Here is a 22,737-nt window from a genome sequence, read left to right on the forward strand (position 1 = left end):
TCCGGCTACGGCACACTTGGGACGTGCTGCTGACGATCACGACCACCGCCACGCCGGCCACCGACCTGGGCTTCCTCCTGCACAAGCATCCCGAGCGCGTGCAGGAGTTCGGCCAATCGTTCGGCACGGCCACGGTGTTCTATCCGGAGGCGGGCGAGGAGCGCTGCACGGCGGCCCTCCTGCTGGAGGTCGACCCGATCGCGCTGGTCCGCTCGCGCGGCCGGAACTCGCCCGACTTCAGCCTGTCGCAGTACGTCAACGACCGCCCGTACGCGGCCTCCTCGCTGCTGGCCGTCGCGCTCGCCGACGTCTTCCGCACCGCGCGGGCGGGCCGCTGCAAGGCCCGTCCGGAGCTGCCCGGCACCCCGCTGCCGCTGGAGATCCAGGTGCCCGCGCTGCCCTGCCGGGGCGGCCCGGAGCTGGCCCGGCGGCTGTTCGAGCCGCTGGGGTGGGCGGTGGAGGCGCAGACGCTGCCGCTCGACGAGGGTTTCCCCGAATGGGGCGAGTCCCGGTACGTGCGGCTGACCCTGCGCGGCACCGTCCTGCTGGCCGACGCGCTCAACCACCTCTACGTGCTGCTCCCCGTGCTCGACGACGGCAAGCACTACTGGATGGCCTCCGACGAGATCGACAAGCTGGTCAGGGCGGGGGCGGGCTGGCTCGGCGGTCATCCGGAGCGCGGCCTGATCGCCCGGCGCTACTTCGGGCGGCGCTGGGCGCTGGCCCGCACCGCGCTGACCAGGCTGGCCGAGCTGGGCGACGAGACCGAGGAGGAGCTGGAGCCGGCGCTCGCCGAGGAGGCCCCCGCCGGGGAGACCGCGGCTGACGAGGCCGCCTTCGCGGAAGCCGCCGCCGAAGCCGAAGCCGTCGCCGGGGCCGCCGCCGAAGCGGGGACCGCCGCATCCGGTGCCGATGGCGAAGGTGCTGCGGAAGGCGGCGTCCAGGGCGACGTCACCGAAGGCGGGGGTGAGGAGGCGGGCGCGGCGCGGAAGGCGCGGCCGCTCAGCACGCTGCGGCGCGAGGCCGTGCTGCGCAGGCTCGAAGAGCTCGGCGCGACGAGCGTGATCGACCTGGGCTGCGGGCAGGGCGAGCTGGTCGCCGCGCTGCTGGCCAGGCCCAGGTTCGCGCGCGTCGCCGGCATGGACGTCTCCTCCCTGGCGCTCACCATCGCCGCCCGCAAGCTGCGCCTGGACCGCATGCCCGACAGCAAGCGGGCCCGGCTCACGCTGTTCCAGGGCGCGCTCACCTACACCGACAAGCGCCTGGCGGGCTACGACGCCGCCGTGCTCATGGAGGTCGTCGAGCACGTCGACCCGCCGCGCCTGGCCGCGCTCGAACGCGTCGTGTTCGGCCGCGCCCGCCCGGGCCATGTGCTCGTCACCACCCCCAACATCGAGCACAACGTGCGCTACGAGTTCCTGACCGGCCTGCGCCACCCCGACCACCGCTTCGAGTGGACGCGGGCCGAGTTCGCCGCCTGGGCCGCCCGGGTGGCCGCCCAGTACGGCTACCACGTCGCCGTCGAACCCGTCGGCGAGGACGACCCCGAGGTCGGCCCGCCCACCCAGATGGGAGTCTTCACCCGTGATCAGCGTTCCTGAGCTGTCCCTCGTGGTGCTCGTCGGCGTCTCCGGCAGCGGAAAGTCCACCTTCGCGCGCCGGCACTTCAAGCCCACGCAGGTCATCTCCTCCGACTTCTGCCGCGGCCTGGTGTCCGACGACGAGAACGACCAGGCCGCCACGCCGGCGGCGTTCGACCTGCTGCACCACATCGTCGGCGTGCGCCTGGCCAGGGGGCTGTTCACCGTCGTGGACGCCACCAACGTCCAGTACCCCGCCCGCAAGAGCCTCATCGAGCTGGCCAGGAAGCACGACGTGCTGGCCGACGCCATCGTGCTGGACACGCCCGAGGAGGTGGCGATCGAGCGCAACGCCGCGCGTCCGGACCGCGACTTCGGCCCCGGCGTGGTGATCCGCCAGCGCAAGGAGCTGCGCCGCTCGCTGTCCAAGATCTCCGCCGACGGCTTCCGGCGGGTGCACGTGCTGCGCGGCCTGGAGGAGATCGACAACGCCGAGATCACCTACGAGAAGGCGTGGTCGGACCGGACCGAGCTGACCGGCCCGTTCGACATCATCGGCGACGTGCACGGCTGCCGCTCGGAGCTGGAGACGCTGCTGGCCAAGCTCGGCTGGCAGGGCCTGACTCACCCCGAGGGCCGCACCGCCGTGTTCGTCGGCGACCTGGTCGACCGCGGGCCCGACACGCCGGGCGTGCTGCGCCTGGTCATGGACATGGTCGAGGCGGGCACCGCGATCTGCGTGGCCGGCAACCACGAGCAGAAGCTCGTGCGGGCGATGAACGGCCGCAAGGTCACCGTCGCCCACGGCCTGCGCGAGTCGCTGGACCAGCTCGCCGCCGGGCCGCCCGAGTTCGCCGAGCGGGCCCGGACGTTCATGGACGGCCTGCTCAGCCACTACCGCCTGGACGGCGGCCGGCTCGTCGTCGCGCACGCCGGGCTGAAGGAGTCCTACCACGGCCGCGCCTCCAAGCGCGTGCGCGCCTTCGCCCTGTACGGCGACACCACCGGCGAGACCGACGAGTACGGCCTGCCGGTCCGCTACCCGTGGGCCGACGAGTACCGCGGCCGGGCCATGGTCGTCTACGGCCACACGCCCACGGTCACCCCCGAGTGGATCAACAACACGATCTGCCTGGACACCGGCTGCGTCTTCGGCGGCCACCTGACCGCGCTGCGCTACCCCGAGCGCGAGATCGTCCAGGTGCCGGCCGAGCAGGTCTGGTACGAGCCGACCAAGCCGCTCGGCGCCCCCGCCCGCGAGCCGGGCATGCTCGACGTCGGCGACGTGATCGGCACCCGGCACGTCGAGACCCGCTTCGGCGGCCGGGTCAAGGTGCTGGAGCAGAACGCGGCCGCCGCGCTGGAGGTCATGAGCCGGTTCGCGGTCGACCCGAGCTGGCTGGTCTACCTGCCGCCGACGATGGCGCCGCCGGAGACGTCCAGGCTCGACGGCTACCTGGAGCACCCGCACGAGGCGTTCGAGGAGTTCGCCGCGGCGGGGGTGAGCGAGGTCGTGTGCGAGGAGAAGCACATGGGCTCGCGGGCCGTGGCCGTGCTGGCCAGGACGCCCGAGGTCGCCGCGGCCCGGTTCGGCGTGGCCGACGGCAGCACCGGCGCGGTCTACACGCGTACCGGGCGGCCGTTCTTCCGGGACATGACGCCGCTGGTCGAGGCGGTGCGCGCGGCCTGCGAGCCGCTGTGGGAGGAGCTGGGCTCCGACTGGGTGGTGCTCGACTGCGAGCTGCTGCCCTGGTCGGCCAAGGCGGGCGAGCTGATCAGGTCGCAGTACGCCTCCGTCGGCGCCGCCGCGCGGGCCGCGCTGCCGGAGGCCGTCACGGCTCTGGAAGCGGCGGCCGGACGCGGGCTGGATGTGGGTGGGTTGTTGACCCGCACCCGACGCCGCTACGACAACGCTGCCCTGTTCCGCGACGCCTATGCGCGCTACTGCTGGCCGTTGGACGGTCTCGACGGGATCAGGCTGGCGCCGTTCCAGATCCTGGCCTGCGAGGGGCGGGCCACCGCGCTGGAGCCGCACGCCTGGCACCTGTCCACGCTGGCGCTGCTCGACTCGCCGCTGATCGCGCCGACCAGGAACGTGACGGTCACCCTCGACTCGCCGGAGTCCAGGGCCGCGGCCACCGCGTGGTGGGAGGCGCTGACCGCCGCCGGGGGAGAGGGCATGGTGGTCAAGCCGGCCGCGTACGTGCCCGGCCGGGTGCAGCCCGGCGTGAAGGTGCGCGGCCGGGAGTACCTGCGGATCATCTACGGGCCCGACTACACCGAGTCCCTCGACGTGCTGCGCCGCCGTTTCCTCGGCAAGAAGCGCTCGCTCGCGCTGCGCGAGTACGCCCTCGGCCTGGAGGCGCTGTCGCGCCTGGCGGACGGCGAGGCGGGCTGGCGGGTGCACGAGCCGGTCTTCGCGGTGCTCGCCCTGGAGTCCGAGCCGGTGGACCCGCGCCTGTGACCCCGTCACTCCGAAGGAGCCTGTGATGACCGCCGACCGTCACCGTCCCGGCTACGTCCGGCGCGCTCTCGGGCGCGCGCTGCTGCGGTACGCCGTGGCGGTGGCGGTGGCGGTCGTCGTGATCGCGGTCTTCTGGCTGACCCGGACCTGACGTCCGGTTTGTGGCAAGGTTGGGTAAGCGCCGCGCTACACAGGTGATCTCCGGGTAGGTCCCCGATCACGGGGAAGGGACCTGTATGGCAACTCGGTACACCCATCAGGAGCATCTGGGCCACGTCGTCTTCATCACCGCGGCGGCGGCCATCGGCGGGTTCCTGTTCGGATACGACAGCTCGGTCATCAACGGCGCGGTCACCGGCATCCAGCGGCACTTCGACGTGGGAGCGGTCCAGATCGGCTTCGTCGTGGCCATCGCGCTGCTCGGGTCCGCGCTCGGGGCCTGGATCGGCGGCGGGCTGGCCGACCGGTGGGGGCGTACCCGGTCGATGCAGGTGGCCGCCGGTCTGTTCACCGTCAGCTCGATCGGGCAGATGTTGCCGTTCGCCATCTGGGACCTGGGGTTGTGGCGGGTCATCGCGGGCTTCGCGATCGGCATGGCCTCGGTGCTCGGGCCGGCCTACATCGCCGAGGTGGCGCCGCCCGCCTACCGGGGGCGGCTGGGCTCGTTCCAGCAGCTCGCCATCGTGCTCGGCATCGCGGTCTCGCAGCTCGTCAACTACCTGATCGCCGAGCTGGCCGGCGGCGACGTCAACAACCACCTGTGGGGGCTGCAGGCGTGGCAGTGGATGCTGGGCGCCTGCGCCGTCCCAGCCCTGCTCTACCTGCTGTTCGCCTCCACCATCCCCGAGTCGCCGCGCTACCTGATCATGTCGGGACGGTCGCGGAAGGCCCGCGAGGTGCTGGCCGAGGTCGAGGGCGAGGACGTGGACCTCGACGCCCGGATCGCCGAGATCCAGCACGTGCTGCGGACCGAACGCGTGCCGGGGCTGAAGGACCTGCGCGGCAGCGCGCTCGGTCTGCTGCCGATCGTCTGGGTCGGCGTCATCCTGTCGGCGTTCCAGCAGCTCGTCGGCATCAACGTGATCTTCTACTACTCGTCGGTGTTGTGGCAGTCGGTGGGCATCAACCAGAGCAACTCGCTGCTGATCAGCTTCTCCAGCTCGATCATCAACATCATCGGCACGTTCATCGCGATCGCGCTGGTCGACCGGATCGGGCGCAAGCCGCTGCTGCTCGTCGGCTCGGCCGGCATGGCGATCGCGCTGGGCACCGCGGCCTGGGCGTTCAGCGCGTCGCGGGAGGTCGGCGGCGTGGTCTCGCTGCCCAGCCCCCAGGGGCCGATCGCGCTCGTCGCGGCCAACGTGTTCGTGCTGTTCTTCGCCCTGTCGTGGGGCGTGGTGGTCTGGGTGCTGCTCGGCGAGATGTTCCCCAACCGCATCCGCGCCGCCGCGCTCGGCGTCGCCGCCGCCGCGCAGTGGATCGCCAACTGGCTGATCACCGTCTCGTTCCCGGCGCTGTCGGAGTGGAACCTGCCGCTCACCTACGCCATGTACGCCCTGTTCGCCGCGCTGTCCTTCTTCTTCGTCAGCAAATGGGTCAAGGAGACCAAGGGCCGCAAGCTGGAAGACATGGGCTGACCACGCCGCGGAGTGGGCTAACCTCCGGCACGTGCTTGTCGACGTGCTCGGTCCCGGCCTGAACGTGCTCTTCTGCGGCATCAACCCCGGCCTGATGTCGGAGGCCACCGGCCACCACTTCGCCCGGCCGGGCAACAGGTTCTGGCCCGCGCTGCACCTGTCCGGCTTCACGCCGCGCCTGCTGGCCCCCGCCGAGCAGCACCTGCTCCCCTCGTACGGGCTGGGCATCACGAACATCGTCCCCCGGGCCAGCGCCAAGGCGGCGGAGCTGACCAGGGACGAGCTGATGGCGGGCGGCCGGCAGCTCGCGGAGAAGGTGGCCGGGCTGGGGCCGCAGGTGCTGGCCGTGCTCGGCATCTCGGCGTACCGGACGGCCTTCGCGCGGCCCAAGGCGGTCATCGGCCCCCAGCCCGAGCAGGTCGGCGGCGCCCGCGTGTGGGTGCTGCCGAACCCGAGCGGGCTCAACGCCCACTGGACCGTCGCCACGATCGCCGAGGAGATGGCCCGCCTGCGCGCCTCGCTGCGCCCGGGCCCGGAACCGACGGTCTCTGACCTGCGCTTGTAGACGGATCCAAGTCACGCACAAGCCTTGATCGCTAGATACGTACCCGGTTCGTTGTGTCTTCGCACTGGGGGGTCTGGTGGCAAGCCGGCGATTGTCGCGCGTGGTCTGCGCATTGGCGTTGTTAGTGGGTCTGGTCGCGGCCGTGCCGCCGCCGGCCGTCGCGTCCGCGGCACCGGACGCCGAGACCGCGGCGCTGCTGTCCGCGGTGGAACGGTTCACGGCCGCCGGCGGCGGCCTGGGCACGCTCGGCCCGATGGGCGAGCAACTGCCGTTCGTCGGCCTGGTGCCCGGCGGCGAGGACGCCCTGGGCCTGGCCGACCTGTTCCAGGTGGCCGTCCACGACAAGCTCAAGGGCCTCACCACCCTGGACGACCTCCAGGACGAGTACGAGCTGTCCGGCCCCCGCGCCGGAAAGCTCCTGGCCAAGGCGAGCACGCAGAACGGGATCAGGCGGCTCGACCTGACCCTGGAGGTCACCAGGACGGCGGCCGGCCGCCCGATCTCCGTCAGCAGCGCCCAGCCCAAGGTCTCGCTGACCACCTCGGGCGGCGTGGACGTCACGCTGAAGCTCACCGCCAAGCTGCCCTTCGCCTACGACCCGGCCACCAAGTCCGCCTGGCTGGCCAAGGACGCCGGGATGACCGTGCGGGCCGAAGGCAGGCTCGCCGCCGGGGCCAGGCCCACCGCCGCCTTCGGCATCCTCGGCGTCGACCTCTCGGCGGCCTCGACGCTCTCCGTCGACGCCGAGTTCGCCGCCACCGCCGCCGACCCGGACGGCAACGGCAGGCTGGACACCTCGGAACTCGGCTCGGAAAACCTGTTCAGCTTCGCCCGCAAGGGCTCGGCCGCCGCCCGGCTGCAGGTCACCGCGCAGCCGTTCGCCGGCGCCCAGGTCGAGGGGGCCGCCGCGACCATCGACGCGAGCTGGCCCGACCTCGCCACCGGCGGGCCCGCCGTCAGCGTGACCCAGGCCGACCTGGACCGGCTCGGCCGCTTCCAGACGCTCACGCCCAAGGACCTGCTCGACGGCCTGACCCACCTGGCCAACGCCGTCACCGCCGCCCAGCGCGCCCGCTGGGACGGGCAGGGCGACCTCGACCTGCCGTTCATGCGCGGCTCGCTGGCCGACGCCGTGCAGGTGTCGGAGGCGATCCACGCCTTCGCCGCCGCCAGCGTGGACCGCAACACCGGCCGGCCCACCTTCACCTCGATCCAGGACCTGTTCGCCGCGCTGGGCAAGGCCCGCGGCCTGCCCGGAGGCGCGATCATCAAGGTCGCCGACGCCGGTTACGACGACGCCGCCAAGAAGATCGCCTTCACCCTCGTCGTGGACCGGACCGTCAACCCGGCCCCCGAGCCGCTCAACCCCGCGGGCCAGACCGTCAGCGGGACGGGCGCGGGCGTCACGTACGCGGCCAGGACGCTGCGGCACGCCGGGCAGAAGTGGACCCCGGGGCAGTTCGCCGGGCGCACGGTCACCGCCGGAGCGTCGAGCGGCATCGTGGCCGACAACACCGCCGACACCGTCACCCTCGCCGAGGAGGGATGGCGCGGGGGCGTGCCCGCCGCGGGCGCGCCGTACCGGATCTCCGCGAACGACCCCATGATCGGGCAGATCGCCTTCGGCGACACGTTCAAGGCCGCCGCCGGGCTCGACCGCGCCAACGCCACCGCCGCCGTGGCGGGCGTCATGCGCGGATACCACGCCTCGGCTACGGTCGTGCTCGACCTGAGCGACCCGGTGACGGGCCAGGGATGCGCGCAGCGGCCGGACGGGCAGCAGAAGGCGTGCCCGTACAAGCACGTCAACGCCGACGGCAGCGCCACCGTGGTGAACGAGCTGCCCAGGGCCGCGGACCGGATCATGTTGCGGACCGGCCGCGACCTGTTCGGCGCCCGCGTGTCGGTGCTCTCCTCGGTCAACGTCAACGCCGTCGCCGGCTACCTGGGCGTCCAGCTCACCGGCGACCTCACCATGGGCAGCAGGAACGGCGGCGACCTGGTCAAGGTCGGCCTCAAGGACCTCGGCGACGTGCCGCTGACCAGGCTGTTCGAGCGGCTGGCGAGCAAGCCGGGCGACGTCCTGACCTCCCAGGTGGACGCGGTGGCCAAGGCGCGGCTCACGCTGGGCGTGCCGGGCTTGGCCGACTTCTTCGGCGGCAGGGTCTCCGGCGAGGTGGAGATGCCGGACCTCGCCAAGCCCGCCACCGTCAGCTTCCGCGGTTTCGACCAGATCGGCCGGGTCAAGGACTTCGCCTTCGACCCCGACAACCCGCAGGCGCTGTTCGGCGCGCTGATCAAGTCCCTGGGCGCGGTGGCCACCTACCTCGACGGCGTCAAGGGCACCGGGCCGGTCAACGATGCGATGACGGCGAAGCTGCCGCTGCTCGGCCGCTCGCTGTCCGACCTGGTGGCCGCGGAGGAGACGGGCTCGGGCCCCGGCGTCGTCTACGGCGACGGCGCCTGCGGCAACGAGAACGCCTACGTCACCGACCCTTCGCGCACGTTCACCCAGGCGCACGTCGGCCGTCGCGTCGCCGTCGGCACCCGGGTGCTGACCGTCGCGACCGCGTGCGGCGAGCACACGTTGTCCTTCGCCGAGAAGTTCGGCCAGGCCGTGCCCGAGGCGGGCGCCGCCTACGCGCTGCGCTCGCCGCTGCGGGACGCGATCGACCGCCTGACCGCCGCGCCGCCGGACACCGTCCAGGCGCTGGTGGCCGAGCTGAACAAGGCGCTGGGCGGCCAGGTGCGCATCGGCTACGAGGACGGCGCCCTGCGGCTGTCGCTGGCCTACGACAAGAAGGCGGCCGTGCAGGAGCCGCTGCGCTTCGCCTTCGGCGACAGCAGCCTGGTCGCCGCCAAGGGCTCGGCCACGCTGGACGCCGCCGTCGAGGGCGAGGTGCGCCTCGGCCTGCGCGTGGCGCTCAAGCGCGGCTTCGACCCGGCCCGCGACCTGCTCATCGAGACCGACTCCGGACTCGACCTCCAGGCGAAGGCGCAGCTCGACGGCACGGTCCAGGCCGACGTCGGCCCGCTGCCGCTGGCGATCGGCAAGGAGGGCGACGACCCGCTGCAGGCCAGGCTCGGATACGGCGTGAGCCTGCGCTACGGCGGCGAGTCCCAGGACGCGGTGACCCCCGCCGCGTTCTTCTCCGGGCTCGACCTGGCGCTGAACGAGACGAGCGAGCCCGTCGCCTGCGACCGCGACCCGCACCGCGACGACACCGACCTCGCCCTGTGCGCCGTCCTGCCCGCCTACCTCAACGGCGCGCCGCTCACCGCGGACGGCAAGCACGCGCTCGTGCTGCGGCTGCCCAGGGCCGCCCCGCTGGCCGAGATGTTCGACCTCACCAAGAAGCTGCCCGGTGACGTGAACCGGCTGGAGCTGCCCTCCTTCGACTTCTCCACCCTGCCTCCGGGCCTGGAGCTGGACTGGGCCAACCTGGGCGACGGCATCGACCGGTACCTCACCGCCCTGGAGACCGGCATGCGCATGGCCTCCGGCAAGGGCAGGTTGCCCATGGTCGGCGCCGACCTCCAGCAGGGGGCCGACTTCGTCGGCGCCAAGCGTCAGGAGATCAAGGCCGCCCTCGCCAAGCTGCCGAACGGCGGCAAGGTGCCCACCGGCGGCGACCTGCGCAAGTGGTACAACGACGAGCTCGCGCCCAAGGTCGGGCCGGGCGTGCAGCCGGTGATCACCTGCGTGCAGGCGCCCGTCCCCGACCCCGCCAAGCCCGAGGCCTGCGACGCGGCCAAGGGCACCGAGCTGACCGGCATCGCGTTCAAGGTCAGCGTCGGCAAGGGCGACGTCGATCCCGAACAGGGCTGCGTCAAGGACTGCCTGGGCGTGGAGCGGCCGCTCGACGTCGGCGTCCCCGGCCTCGCGCTGAAGCAGGGCAAGGGCAAGGGCGTGCGGGCCGAGCTCGGCTGGCACGCCGAGGTCATGGTGGGCCTGGACCGGACCAGCGGCTTCTACGTCGACGCCGGCGAGGCCAACCGGCCGCGGGCGACCGTCGGCGTGAACGTCTCGCTGCCCGAGGAGATCAACGCCCGGCTGGCGATCCTCGACGTCACGCTCAAGAACCGCGAGCAGAACGCCCCCGACCTGTTCGCGGGCGCCTTCACCATCGGCTTCAAGCCGGTCGGCCGGATCGGCCTGGACCAGCTCGCCGACGCCGGCGGCCTGGTGGAGACGTCACTGAACGCCAAGGTCGCGGTGGACTGGCGCTTCAAGGTGACGGCCGGCTCGGCCATGTTCCCCGGCCTGTACGGCGATTTCGACCTGGACTGGGACCTCACCAAGGGCGGCTCGCCCGACCCGGCGAACCTCAACATCGCCTTCAACAACGTGAACCTGGAGGCCGGCGACTTCTTCCGGAGCGTCCTCGGGCCGGTGGTGACCCAGGTCAAGAAGGTCACGGACCCGGTCAAACCGGTGATCGACCAGCTCTACGCGCCCATCCCCGTGCTGTCGGACCTGAGCAGGGCCGCGGGCGGCGGCGAGGTGAACCTGATGACGATCGCCAAGAAGTACAACACGGTCGCCGGCGGCGGCACGACCAAGTTCATCGAGCGGATGATCGAGGTCGGCAGGCTGGTGACGTCGCTGCCCGACTGCCAGGGAGAGCTGCACATCCCGATCGGCAGCTTCACCGTGGCCGGTGACCGCGCGCTGGACACCGAGAACTCGCCCGACGTCGCCGACTCGCTGATCAAGGACGTGGCGCCCGCCACGGACGACCTTTTCGCCGCGCTCGACCAGGGCGCCAGGTCGTGCGGAAAGGCCAAGACCGCCGCCGCCGACGCGCAGGGGCCGATGGAGCACTCCGCGAAGGCGGGCTTCAGCTTCCCCGTGCTGCAGAACGCCGGACGGTCGATCTTCAGCCTGCTGATGGGCAAGGACGTGGAGCTGGTCGCGTTCGACTCCGGGCCGCTGCGCCTCGGCTTCTCCTACAGCCAGTCCTTCGGCCCGGTCTGGTCGCCGCCGCCGATCATGGTGGTCATCTCCGGCACCGCCGGGGTCGAGGCCCAGATCAGGGCGGGCTTCGACACGTACGGCATCCGCAAGGCGATCGAGCAGGGCAAGGTCGACCTCCAGGTCTTCGACAGCCTCTACCTGAAAACCACCGACGACCAGGGCCGACCGCTGCCGGCGATCTCCCTGACCGGGCGGCTGGAGGCGGGCGCGGCGGTCGACGTGGTGCTGGTCAAGGCGGGCGTGAGCGGCGGCATCTTCCTCACCGTCGCCATGAACTGGCTCGATCCCACCAATGACGGCAAGTTCCGGTTCTTCGAGTTCGCCGACGTCCTGCTGCGCAACCCGCTGTGCCTGTTCTCGCTGGACGGCGAGCTGAAGGTCTACCTGAAGGCGTGGGTCGAGGTGGGCATCTCGATCTTCAAGAAGCGGTTCGACTGGACCATCGTCGAGGCCAAACTGCTCGACTTCTCCGTCCGGCCCAAGTGCGACGAGGACCCGCCGAAGCTCGCGACCGAGGCGGGCGACGCCCTGGTGCTGCACGTCGGCGGGATGCGCAAGGCCAGGGGCGGCAGCACCGCCAAGCCGGGCGACGACGCCGAGCAGTGGACCGTCAGCCAGCTCCCCGGCGACGAGGGCTTCGTGGTCAGCGCGCTGGGCGTGCGCGAGGAGCACCGCGCGTCCGGCCTGACCCGGGTGCTGGCCGACGGCCGGGGCGCGAAGGGCGCGCTGCGGCTGGTCTTCCAGGGGTACGGCGACGACACCGCCGGAGCTCACCCGTTCGACCGGACGGTGGTGGCGTTCGGCGGCGACGGCGACGACCTGATCCTGGCCGGCGCCGGCCGCAACGTGATCGACGGCGGCAAGGGCGACGACCAGATCACCAGCGGCGACCAGTACGACGGGCCCGCCGCGATCGTGGCCGGCGGCCCCGGCGACGACTACGTCACCACGGGCGGCGCGGGCGGCTGGGTGGCCGGTGACGGCCGCCTGACCCCCGCCACCCGCAAGGTCGGCGACGTCGACGTGGCCGACTGGACCGGCGACGACCTGCCCGGCGCGCCGGACGACGGCCCGGCCGACGGCGGCGACCGCATCGCGGCCGGTCTCGGCGAGAACCGGCTGTACGGCAACGGCGGGAACGACACCATCGCCGTCGCCTCCGACAGCCCGCTGGCCGCCACCGACCCCTCGCCGCGGTTCCGCGCGCAGCCGAGCCTGCTGGTCGGCGGCCCCGGCGCGGACACCCTGACCGGCGGCTCGGCGGCCGACGAGATCTACACCGGGCCGCGCGCGGAGATCGGCCGCGACGAGGCGGGGCCCGCCGACTCCGGGCCGAACTACGTCGACACCGGCGCGGGCGCCGACAAGGTGTACGGCGGTCAGGCCGTCGACCTGGTCGCCGGCCACTCGGCGCCCGGCGAGGCCGTGCAGATCATCGGCGGTGGCGGGGACGACGTCCTCGCGGGCGGCCACGGCAAGGACGACATCTCCGGCGGCCCCGGCGACGACTGGGTGATCGCCGAGCCGTCCGACGTCGGCGAGGCCCAGGGCCGCGACGACTTCGGCCCGGCCCGGCTGGTGCGTCACCTGCCGCTGCCGGCGGGCGTCCAGCCCTCGGCCAAGGAACTGTCCGGCGGCGACGGGAACGACCACGTCATCGGCGGCGACGGAGGCGCGACCGTCTTCGGCGACCGCCGGCGGGACGAGCCGTGCGAGGAGCACGACGGCGACGCCGACGGCCGGGACCTGATCATCGGCGGCGCGGGCAAGGAGACCGTGTCGGCCGGCGGCGGCGCCGACCGGGTCGAGGCCGGCGGCGGCCAGGACGTGGTCTGCGGCGAACGCGGCGACGACCGCCTGGCCGGCGGCTCGGGCGACGACCGGGTCTCGGGCGGCTCCGGTGACGACACGGCGCTCGGCGACGACGGCGCCGACGAGGTGACCGGCGGCTCCGGCGACGACACCCTGTACGGCGGCGCGCACGACGACACCGTCGCGGGCGAGTCCGGGCAGGACCGCGCGTTCGGCGGCGACGGTGACGACCTGGTCATCGGCGGCGCCCGCACGGCGGGCAAGGACGACAAGGGTGACTTCCTGTACGGCGACGCCGGGGCGGACCGGCTGATCGGCGACAACGGCGACGCCGGCGGCCCGTTCGACCTCGACGGCACCCCGCAGGAGGCCGGCGGCCCGGACGTGATCCACGGCGGCGACGGCGCCGACCGGGCTCACGGCGGGATCGGCGCCGACGAGGTGCACGGCGACGCGGGCGACGACCACCTGGAGGGCGGCGTCGGCGGCGACGAGGTGTACGGCGAGGCGGGGGAGGACGAGCTGGTGGGCGGCGCTTCGGGCGCGTACCCGGACGGTGGTGACACGCTGCTGGGCGGCGACGGCCCGGACGTGATCGCCGCCGACAACGCCACCCTGACCACCACCGCCACCCCGTCCGGCACCCCATCGGCCACCCCGTCCGGCGTTCCGTCCGGCGGTCCGTCGGCCACCCCGTCCGGTGCGGCCAGCCCGTCCGGCACGGTGACGCCACCGGTTGCGGCAGCGGCCACGCACAGCGCGGGCGCTTCCGGATCCGGCACGCCTTCCGCCAAGGAGGGCCCGTCGGCCGCGGAAGGCCCGTCGGCGACGGGAGAGCCGTCGCCCACGGGAGGCCCGTCACCGACCGGAGGCCCGTCTGTGACTGCGAGCCCGTCTGTGACTGCGAGCCCGTCTGGGACTGCGAGCCCGTCTGTGACTGCGAGCCCGTCTGGGACTGCGAGCCCGTCTGTGACTGCGAGCCCGTCTGGGACTGCGAGCCCGTCTGCGACTGCGAGTCCGTCTAAGGCGGGGAGCCCTTCGGGGACGCCGTCCGGTGAGCCGGCGGCCGGTGCGGAGGCGGCCGACCCGGCGAGCTCGGTCGCCGTGCGGCCGGGCCAGGCGGCCGTGCACCAGGTGAAGCTGCTCGCGGGCGGCTTCGGCCCGGACGTGGCCGACGGCGGCGCGGGCAACGACGCGATCTTCGGCCAGGGCGGCCCCGACCGGCTGCGCGGGCAGGAGGGCGACGACTACGCCGAGGGCGGCGCGGGCGTGGACTGGGTCGAGGGCGACCAGGGCGACGACGACCTGGTCGGCGGCACCCACACCGCGGCCGACGACGCCGCCGACGCGCTCTACGGCGGCCCCGGCGACGACGTCGTGGCCGGCGACAACGCCGTGGTGACGCTGACGGGCACCCCGGCCAGGGCCACCGTCCGCATCGGCTCGGCCGGCACCCCGATGACCCCACGCGCCGTCACCCTTCTGGCCGACGGCCCAGGCGAAGGCTCAGGCTCTGGTGGCGGGGCCGGGGCGGATCGGGTGTCCGGTGGGGGTGGCGTGGACGTCCTGTGGGGGCAGGGCGGCGACGACCAGATGTCCGGCGGCGGCCAGGGCGACCACGCCGAGGGCGGCGACGGCGCGGACCAGATCCGCGGCGACCTGCCGCTGACGGCCGAGTCCACCCGCACCACCACGCGACCGCTGGCCGACCCCGGCTGGAGAGGCGACGCCAGTGGCCAAGCCGACCTGGAGGGCGACGACACCCCCGGTCAGGACGACCTGATCGGCGGCTCGGCCAAGCAGGCCGCCGCCGACGAGGCCGACGCGATCGAGGGCAACGGCGGCGCCGACGTCCTGCTCGGTGACAACGGCTCGCTCGTCCGCACCGTGACGGGCAACGCCGAGAAGGTCTACACCGAGCGCTACCCGGCGGGCCAGGCGCCCGCGGACGCCACCCGCGTACGCAGCCACGACCCGGCCCTGCCGGGCGACTCGACCAGGTTCTGCACCCAGGCCCAGGCCACCTGCGAGCCGGCCGGCTCCTACGGCGCCGACCACCTGTACGGCGACGACGGCGACGACGCGCTGTGGGGCCAGGACGGCGACGACGAACTCCACGGCGGCCAGGGCGACGACGACCTGTTCGGTGAGCTGGGCGACGACGACCTGTCCGGCGGCGCGGGCGAGGACGCCATGCTCGGCGACCGCGGCGGCGTGCTGAACGAGCGCATCGACGCCTCCGACGCCCAGCGGCTCGGCTTCACCGTCAGCCTCAACGCCCCGCCGAAGGAGACCTACAAGGGCTTCCAGCCCGGCACCTACGACCGCCGCACCGACCTGCTGCACGACACCGACGGCGACACCTGGACCGCCGCGTCCATGCCGCACGACGGTTTCGCCAAGGGCGGCGCGGACCGCATGCGCGGCGGCCCCGGACGCGACAGCATGCACGGCGGCGCCGGCGACGACCTGGTCAACGGCGACAGCGGCGGCGACGAGGTGTTCGGCGGCGACGGCGACGACCTGCTGTGGGGCGGAAAGGGCTGCGACCCGGCCCTGGACGCGGCCACCGCCGACTGCCTGTCCGGCGGCGTGTTCGACCCGGCCGCCCGCGGCACCGGCGACCGCTTCGTCGACCACGTCTTCGGCGGGGCCGGCGCGGACCTGCTCGACTACAACCCGCGCGGCTCCTACCCCGGCTCGTGCGCCCCCGGCAAGATGCCGGAAGGCGAGCTGACCACGGTGGTGGACCCGTGCGCGTGGTTCCGCATGACCGACAAGGACAACGCCGTCACCGCCGACGACCAGCACCACCAGGGCGTGGACTGGCAGTACGGCGGCGCGGACCGCGACGTCCTGCAGGGCGACCGCACGGCCAACGGGCCCAACCCCGGCGACAAGATGATCGACTGGAACGGCGGCTTCAACCTCTACACCCACTGCGGCCCGGCCAACGGCGGGCACAACATCGTCCGCCAGCACTCCCCGGCGATGCTCGACTTCCTGGCCAAGGTGGCCTGGGGAGCGGGCGCGGGCCGCAGCGCGGGCGACCCGTCGGGTTCGCGGGAGGTGGCCGTACCGGTCTCGGGCGACAGCGGTTCGCCCTATCCCACCTCACCTGGCCACTTCGACTCGCCCGTGGCCTGCGCGGGCTGATCAGGAGACATGCCGATGTCACGCCGACTGATGGCGACCACCCTGGCGGGGGTGCTGGCGGCCGTGGGACTCACCACGGCCCCGGCCCACGCCGCCGCCCCGGGACAGCCGTCCTGCGTCCCGGGGGACTGTTTCACCGTCGACGTCTCGCTCGACCGCGCCCCCGCCGTGGGGCAGAGCGCGAAGCTCACGGTCGAGGTGACCCCGAAGCAGGACCTGCCCGACGCCACCACGATCATCGAGCTGCCGGACACCCTGAAGTGGGCGACCCCGCCCGCCGGGCTCGACCGCCCCGCCGCGACGATCGGCCGCAGCCCGGTGGACCGGGCCACCCGGACCTGGCGGGCCCGTGCGGGCCGGACGGTCCAGTACGAGGGCGTCGTCACGGCGGTCGGGCCCGGCCCCGCCTCCATCCGCGTCCAGGCCCGCGACGGACGCCCCGGGCCGAGCTCGAACGGGCTCGCCTACGTCACCGTCGGCGCGCGGTCGTCGGTGTTCGGCATGCCGCGCGAGGGCCGCGGGCGCCGTACGGAGAGGACCGCGAGGGCGGCGGCGGCCGGCGACACGTGCGTGCAGGGCCGCGTCACCTACTTCAAGGCGGACGGAACCGTCGGCGGCGTGCCCATGGCCGAGGTGGACGCGTTCGACACCGACACGAACGGCCGGCAAAGTCTCGGCTGGGCCGAGACCGACGCCACCGGCGCCTACAAGCTGTGCTTCCCCGGCACCGAGGAGGACGGCACGGGCCAGGACGTCAACATCGAGGTCAGCCCGGTCAGCAATTACTGGTCCGTGGGCATGTCGGAGAAGGCCGGCGACATCTACACCGACGCCGGCCCGACCACGCCGGACGTCCCTCCCGGCACGTCGGCCACCGTCATCGACTACCGCAGCGCGGCCGGCGACCCGATGGAGGGGGCGTTCCGCCTGCACTCGGCCGCCTACGACACGTGGAGGGCCTACACCGGCTGGCTGAACGACCCGGCCGACGACTGCTGGAAGCCGGGCGAGGCGAACTGCCAGTCCGTGACGCTGATCTGGCGGCCGGACAAGGTGCTGCCCGCGTCGTACTACTGCCCGAGCACCGGCCCCGACTGCCTGGGCCGCTTCCAGATCAACCTGGACGCCTCGATACCGCTGGAGAAGATGACGCTTCCCCACGAGCTTGGGCACTTCATCATGGACTACACCGGCGTGACGCCGTCGACGGGTGGAGCCTGCGGACAGCACTACATGAAGGCGCCGATGATCAACCCGGCCTGCGCCTGGATCGAGGGGTGGGCCGACTGGGTAGCCGTCCAGACCTACGACGACACCCACTACCGGTGGTCCACCTCCGCGATCGACCTGGAGAGCCCGCGCTGGTTCAGCGACGGCTGGCCGACCGGGGCGGACGCGGGCAGGACCGAGGGCCGCGTGGCCGGGGTGCTGCTCGACCTGGCCGACTCCGGAACGCGCGACGAGAAGTACTGGGACCTCGGCGGCGCCGGGCCCGAGACCGTCGTGGCCGCGTTCAGGAAGGCGGCCGCCCAGGACATCGACCACTTCCTGACCCTGCTCGACCCGCAGCACCACGACCTCGCGGAGGCGGCGCTGTTCCAGAACGCCGTCTCCACCCAGCACGTGGAGGACCTGGCCGACCGGCATCCGATCCGCCGGCCCGCCAACGTCCCGCTGCAGACGGCCTTCGTCACCACGCCCGGCAAATGGCACGTGGTGGCCGCCGTCACCGGACCGGACGGCGCGGACGTCGACCTCGCCACGACGCCCAACGGCGGCGGCGTCACCGTCAGGAGCGCCGACTGGACCGCCACCAACATGGACTTCGTCGCCGTGCAGCCCAGCTCCGCCACCCGCAACTGGTTCGTCAACTCGGTCAGCTCCGACGCCGACTACGAGGAGTACGCGATGGAGGTGTCCGAGGCGGCCGCGGGCAACCTGGAGGCCGGCACGCCGCAGGAGTTCCCCATGGCCGCCGGCCGGCTGGCCGAGGTGCGGACGACGTGGATCGAGAAGGGCGTGCCCGCCACGCTCACGGTCGTGCCGCGCAACGGGCAGGACCTCGACCTCTTCGTGATGGCGCCCGACTCCGCCGCGTGGGGCCTGCCGCGTTCCGCCGCCCGCAAGTCCGCGAGCGGCGGCCCGAACAAGATGGAACGCCTGACCATCAGCGACCCGAAGGTGACCGGGCTGTACGCGGTCATCGTGGTCAGGAAGGCCGGCGACGGGAACGTCCTGCTGACCCGCGTCTGACCCTGGGTGCCCCGCGACGCGCGGGGCACCCGTCGAGGGCTACCTGGCCGCGAAGTCCTGCGTCCAGTGGACGGGGCCCTGGCCGTTCCTGGCCGCGCCCACGCCGATCACCGTGTACCGGCAGTTCATGATGTTGGCCCGGTGACCCGAGCTGTTCATCCAGGAGTTCATCACGGCGGCCGGGGTGGCCTGACCCTTGGCGATGTTCTCGGCGAAGGCGGTCCCGCCGGTGAAGCCGGCCGCCCTGATGCGGTCCATGAAGCTGCGGCCGTCCTTCGAGGTGTGGTCGAAGTAGCCCTTGGCGGCCATGTCGGCGGAGTGGCCGTACGCCGCGGCGCGCAGCTGGGCGTCGTGCTTGAGCGGCTGGCAGCCGCCCTTGGCGCGCTCGGCGTTGACCAGGCGCAGGACCTCGTTCTCCTCGGCGGTGCCCACCGTGCCGGCGGGGCCGGTCGCGCTCGGCTGAGGGGCCGGGGTGGCGGTGGCCGTCGGGGTGGGCTTGGGGGTCGCCGTGGGCGTCGGGGCCGGGGCGCAGGTCAGCCGGACCGCCCTGGAGGTCGCGCCGCGGCCCCGGTGGTCGGTGGCGACCGCGTAGTAGACGCCGGGCGCGCAGGGGAGGGTGAGCGCGACGCTGCCGGACCGGGTGGAGCCGCTCTTGACGACGGGGTCCGCGCCCGGGACGGCGCGCTTGAGCCGGACGCGCAGGAGCGCGTCCGTACGGCAGCCCTGACGGGCGGCGGAGGAGACGATCTGAGCGGTGTCGTTGACGCGAGGCGTGGCCACGGTGACCCGGCAGCGGCCGGCGGCCTCGCTGCCGGCCGCGGCTGCCGTCGCGGCGTTCGCCGGGGTCGTCGGCATACCGAGTGCAGCCAGGCTCACCAGGCCGGCGAGTACCCCTAGGGGTCTGCGCATGGGGGCTTCCTCCAGTTGCGATGGACGCTGGATCGCACCGCATTCTGGTAGGACCGCAACCCTCGTGTCACGAAATTTGCGAAATTTCCCTGATGTCTGGGTAAACCAAAGTGTCAGGAGATGCGTCGTGGCCCGTTCCAGCCGCGGGCCGGAACCCCGGGCGCGCTCAGACCCGGAACTCCTCCGTCCGGTGGGCGTACGGGGGCACCGCGGCCCGCATCTCGTCGGTGACCGACGGCGGCGGCAGCGGCACGATCTCCCGCCGGTGGAAGTCGCGCACGTCCTCGCCCTCGGCGAACAGCTCCTGGACCGCCCGCAGGCAGGGGCCGATCACGCCGGGATCGGTGATGCGCCGGCCGCCCCGGCCGCCGCCGTACTCGTCGTAGAGGACCTCGTACATCAGGACGGGGGAGAAGATCACCAGCTCGGGCACCGGTTCGAGGGCGGCCACGCGCGCCGCGGGCACCACCCGGCAGGGGGAGCCAGCCCTGGCCCGCATGTCCAGCAGGTGCATCTCCCACTGCAGGTACGCGCTGACGGGGAACTCCACCACGCGCACCCGGCTCACCGGCATCCGGTGGCGGAAGTAGCCGGCCACGAGCGGCGCCATCTGCTCGGCCAGGGAGAGGGAGCCGGCCCAGTCGCCGTCCATCATGGCCCGCCAGCTCGCCACGTCCGGCTCGTAGAAGCTCTGGGCGCGCTCCAGCTTCCACAGGGGGACGACGCAGTCCGCGTGGTCGCGCTCGAAGGCCGCCAGGTAGCCGGGCGCGTCCAGGACGAGCGCGTCGGCGCCGCCCACCGCGGCGAACGGATTCGTGACGGCCACCACGGAACCCGGCTCGGTCATACGACGCCCCTTCGTTCGGTGAGATCCGCCCGCCAGATCATGAAATGTCAGTTGATTCTGGTCAAGGCCCAACGTCACGAAGGGACGCGAAGGTCACCCGCGGTAGTGAAAGCGGCGGTGCACCAGGTTGAACACGGTGGCCACCAGGAAGACCGCCAGCAGGATCTTGAAGAGGCCGAACCCGAAGACCAGCCCCAGCACCCCGAAGACGATCAGGAGCGGGAGGAGGCCGGGACCGCGGTGGCCGCGCCAGTGACGGCGGGAATGGTCGTGCCAGGGACGGCCGGCCTGCGCGTGGCGCATGGTCTGCATCTGGTGGCGGTGCGCCCTCATCGCCTGCCGCCATGCGTCCCGGTCGAACTGGGGCATCTGCTGAGGGTGGGCGTAGGAGGGGGACGAGCCGGGCAGGTCGGCCGTCACCTGGGACAGGTCGCGGACCGTCTTGGAGGCCAGCGCCCGGTCGAGGCGTTCGTCGAGCTCTTCGTGGGTCAGGCGGCCCTGGGCGAAGTGCTCGCGCAGGGCCGCCATCGTCTGCTCGCGCTCGGCGTCGCCGATGCGGAGATCGTTGTGGTCCATGTCTGGTTCCTCGCTCTCCCCGAACCGGCCTGTCGCTGCGGAGCCGGTCACCTGGTTACTCCTCGCCCGGTTCGCCGTCGGCCAGGATCTGGTAGAGCTTGCGCCGGGTCTCAACCAGAGTCTTACGCGCTTCGCGGATTTGTGCGTCGTTTCCGGTCTGAAGAACCTGCATCATGGCGAATGCCGACTGTCGGGCGATGTGCCAGAGATCGGCGGTGTTGTCGTCGATGTCCGGACGCATCTCGTCCCAGGGGGCGCGGACCTCGTCGGCGTGCGCGTCGATGTAGGCGCGGCCCTCGTCGGTCAGGCGGAAGGTCTTGCGGCCCTCGTTCTCCTCGGCGATCACCAGGCCCTCGTCGGTGAGCTGCTGCAACGCCGGGTAGACGGCGCCGGGGCTGGGCTTCCAGCCGCCCTCGCTGCGCTCGGCGATCTCCTGGATGATCTGGTAGCCGTTGCGCGGCTCCTCGGACAGCAGGGCCAGGATCGCGGCGCGGACGTCGCCCCGCTTGGCCTTGCGGCCCCGGCCGCCGCCCCAGCCGTGGTGCCCGCCCCAGGGCCCGCCCGGGCCGAAGGGGCCGCCGCGGCCGAAGTCGAACGGGAACGGTCCGCCCGGCCCGCCGCGCCGGCCGCGTTGCCTGCGCTCGCCCGGCCCGCCGCCGCCCCGGTGATGGTGGTGATGGCCGCCCATCTGCTCGAAGGCGTCGGCGATGGCCCTCAGCTTCTCGCGGGCCGCGCGCAGGTTCTCCCGCGGGCCGAACCACTGGTCGCCCGCTGCGTGTGCGTAAGTCATGCTCTTTCTCCCTATATCGCGATCTGTTCTCGATGCGTCAACGATATATCGCTACTGTTTCGTTGGCAAGGCAGGGCGCAGAGTGAGCCAGATCACGAAAAAGTTGCGGAATTGGGGAACAGTCTTGGGATGTCCGCCGTTGAACAGAGCAGACGAGGTCGTTCCGCGTCGGCAGGGCTGGGGGGTGCTGTCGCCGCGGAGACGACCTCGTCTGCGTTTGCGGGTGTTTTCGGGCGGACCGTTCCAGCGTCAGCAGAACCTGGCGGCCGGGATCTCCGCGTAAAGCGGCTCTTTGCAATACAGTCCCGATCATGATGGGGCACACGCACGCGATGACCGGGGCGATCGCGTGGCTGGCGCTGGCGCCGCCGCTCGCCGCACTGCCGCTGCTGAACGAGAGCTCCCGGTTCATCGAGACCGGCATCATGGCCGGCGCGCTCGGCCCGGCCGAGCTGATCGCCGGCGCCCTGGTCTGCGCGGGGGCGGCCATGCTGCCCGACCTCGACCATCCCAGCGCGACCATCGCCCAGACCTTCGGCCCGGTCACCTGGCTGCTCAGCAAGTTCGTGTCCTGGATCAGCGGCGGCCACCGCGGCATGACGCACTCGCTGGCCTTCGCGGCGGCGCTCGGGTTCGGCGTCCACTGGCTGGTCAACTCCTATCCGATCGCCCGTGACATCACGGTCGTGCTGATGATCGGGCTGGCCCTGCGGGCGATCGGCATCGGCATCCCGGGCAACAAGGCCGGGTCCATCATGATCAACATCGGCATGACGGCCGGGCTCTACGCCGTGTTCCTCTCCCTGAACGTCGGCTACGCCTGGCTCGGGCTGGCCGTGGGCGTCGGCTGCCTGATCCATGTCGTCGGCGACTGCATGACGGAACGGGGCTGCCCGGTGCTGTGGCCGCTCAGCGCCAAGTTCGTGCTGCCGTGGAAGATCGGCATCAAGACCGGCAAGAAGTTCGAGCAGAAGATCCTCGCGCCGATCCTCTCCGTCGCCATCATCGGCCTGCTCTTCTGGCGGCTCGCCCCGCTTTAACTTGATGTCGAGATACCGTAGTAATATCTTGACGTCGAGACATCCGCCGCGAGCCCCGCAAGTTAGGTTCACCTAACGTACGTGTCGTTCCGTGGGTGCGGCAGGATTCAACTGAGCAATTGTCTGATGG

12 protein-coding genes are annotated in these 22,737 nt (G+C 72.6%); 8 read left to right on the forward strand and 4 right to left on the reverse strand.

Translation table 11 applies throughout. The features are described from left to right. Nucleotides 1–23 precede the first annotated feature (23 nt). From ACWEJ6_RS10145 to ACWEJ6_RS10175, 7 genes are all read left to right on the forward strand, one after another. Entirely contained in the window at nt 24–1,601 is a 1,578-nt protein-coding gene (locus ACWEJ6_RS10145; RefSeq protein WP_452422805.1) for a 3' terminal RNA ribose 2'-O-methyltransferase Hen1, read from the forward strand. Then, nucleotides 1,585–4,044, forward strand: coding sequence for a polynucleotide kinase-phosphatase (locus tag ACWEJ6_RS10150; RefSeq protein ID WP_452422807.1), 2,460 nt, complete (start codon nt 1,585–1,587; stop codon nt 4,042–4,044). Before ACWEJ6_RS10145 ends, ACWEJ6_RS10150 begins: the two co-directional genes overlap by 17 nt. A 25-nt stretch (nt 4,045–4,069) precedes the next feature. Beyond that, nucleotides 4,070–4,195, forward strand: a complete 126-nt coding sequence (locus ACWEJ6_RS10155; protein ID WP_452422809.1) for a hypothetical protein — start codon at nt 4,070–4,072, stop codon at nt 4,193–4,195. Nucleotides 4,196–4,280: 85 nt separating this feature from the next. Then, nucleotides 4,281–5,681: a sugar porter family MFS transporter gene (locus tag ACWEJ6_RS10160; protein WP_387663977.1), complete on the forward strand. Its 1,401-nt coding sequence runs from the start codon at nt 4,281–4,283 to the stop codon at nt 5,679–5,681. Nucleotides 5,682–5,712: 31 nt separating this feature from the next. After that, nucleotides 5,713–6,246 carry a G/U mismatch-specific DNA glycosylase gene (gene mug / locus ACWEJ6_RS10165; protein ID WP_452422811.1) on the forward strand — a complete coding sequence of 178 codons (534 nt, stop codon included), beginning with the start codon at nt 5,713–5,715 and terminating at the stop codon, nt 6,244–6,246. 112 nt (nt 6,247–6,358) lie between these two features. Continuing rightward, the gene (locus tag ACWEJ6_RS10170) at nt 6,359–16,192 is read left to right on the forward strand and encodes a hypothetical protein (RefSeq protein ID WP_452422813.1); all 9,834 of its coding nucleotides are present in this window, start codon (nt 6,359–6,361) and stop codon (nt 16,190–16,192) included. A 15-nt stretch (nt 16,193–16,207) separates the two neighbouring features. After that, nucleotides 16,208–18,445 carry a hypothetical protein gene (locus ACWEJ6_RS10175; RefSeq protein WP_452422815.1) on the forward strand — a complete coding sequence of 746 codons (2,238 nt, stop codon included), beginning with the start codon at nt 16,208–16,210 and terminating at the stop codon, nt 18,443–18,445. Between the two features lie 39 nt (nt 18,446–18,484). Here ACWEJ6_RS10175 and ACWEJ6_RS10180 read toward each other — a convergent pair whose 3' ends face one another. From ACWEJ6_RS10180 to ACWEJ6_RS10195, 4 genes are all read right to left on the reverse strand, one after another. Then, nucleotides 18,485–19,354, reverse strand: a complete 870-nt coding sequence (locus tag ACWEJ6_RS10180) for a CAP domain-containing protein (protein WP_452422817.1) — start codon at nt 19,352–19,354, stop codon at nt 18,485–18,487. A gap of 166 nt (nt 19,355–19,520) precedes the next feature. Next, complete coding sequence (locus ACWEJ6_RS10185; protein WP_352359210.1) at nt 19,521–20,201, reverse strand: DUF6879 family protein; 681 nt, start codon at nt 20,199–20,201, stop codon at nt 19,521–19,523. A gap of 93 nt (nt 20,202–20,294) precedes the next feature. Continuing rightward, on the reverse strand, nt 20,295–20,777 hold the full coding sequence (locus ACWEJ6_RS10190; protein ID WP_358284683.1) for a DUF1707 SHOCT-like domain-containing protein: 483 nt from the start codon (nt 20,775–20,777) through the stop codon (nt 20,295–20,297). A 55-nt stretch (nt 20,778–20,832) separates the two neighbouring features. Then, entirely contained in the window at nt 20,833–21,567 is a 735-nt protein-coding gene (locus ACWEJ6_RS10195; RefSeq protein WP_364328582.1) for a PadR family transcriptional regulator, read from the reverse strand. A gap of 311 nt (nt 21,568–21,878) precedes the next feature. Here ACWEJ6_RS10195 and ACWEJ6_RS10200 point away from each other — a divergent pair, with 311 nt between their 5' ends. Continuing rightward, a complete protein-coding gene (locus tag ACWEJ6_RS10200; protein ID WP_452422820.1) occupies nt 21,879–22,607 on the forward strand; it encodes a metal-dependent hydrolase in 729 nt (242 codons plus the stop codon). Nucleotides 22,608–22,737: the final 130 nt, after the last annotated feature.

The organism is Nonomuraea sp. NPDC004702 (genome assembly GCF_053601695.1).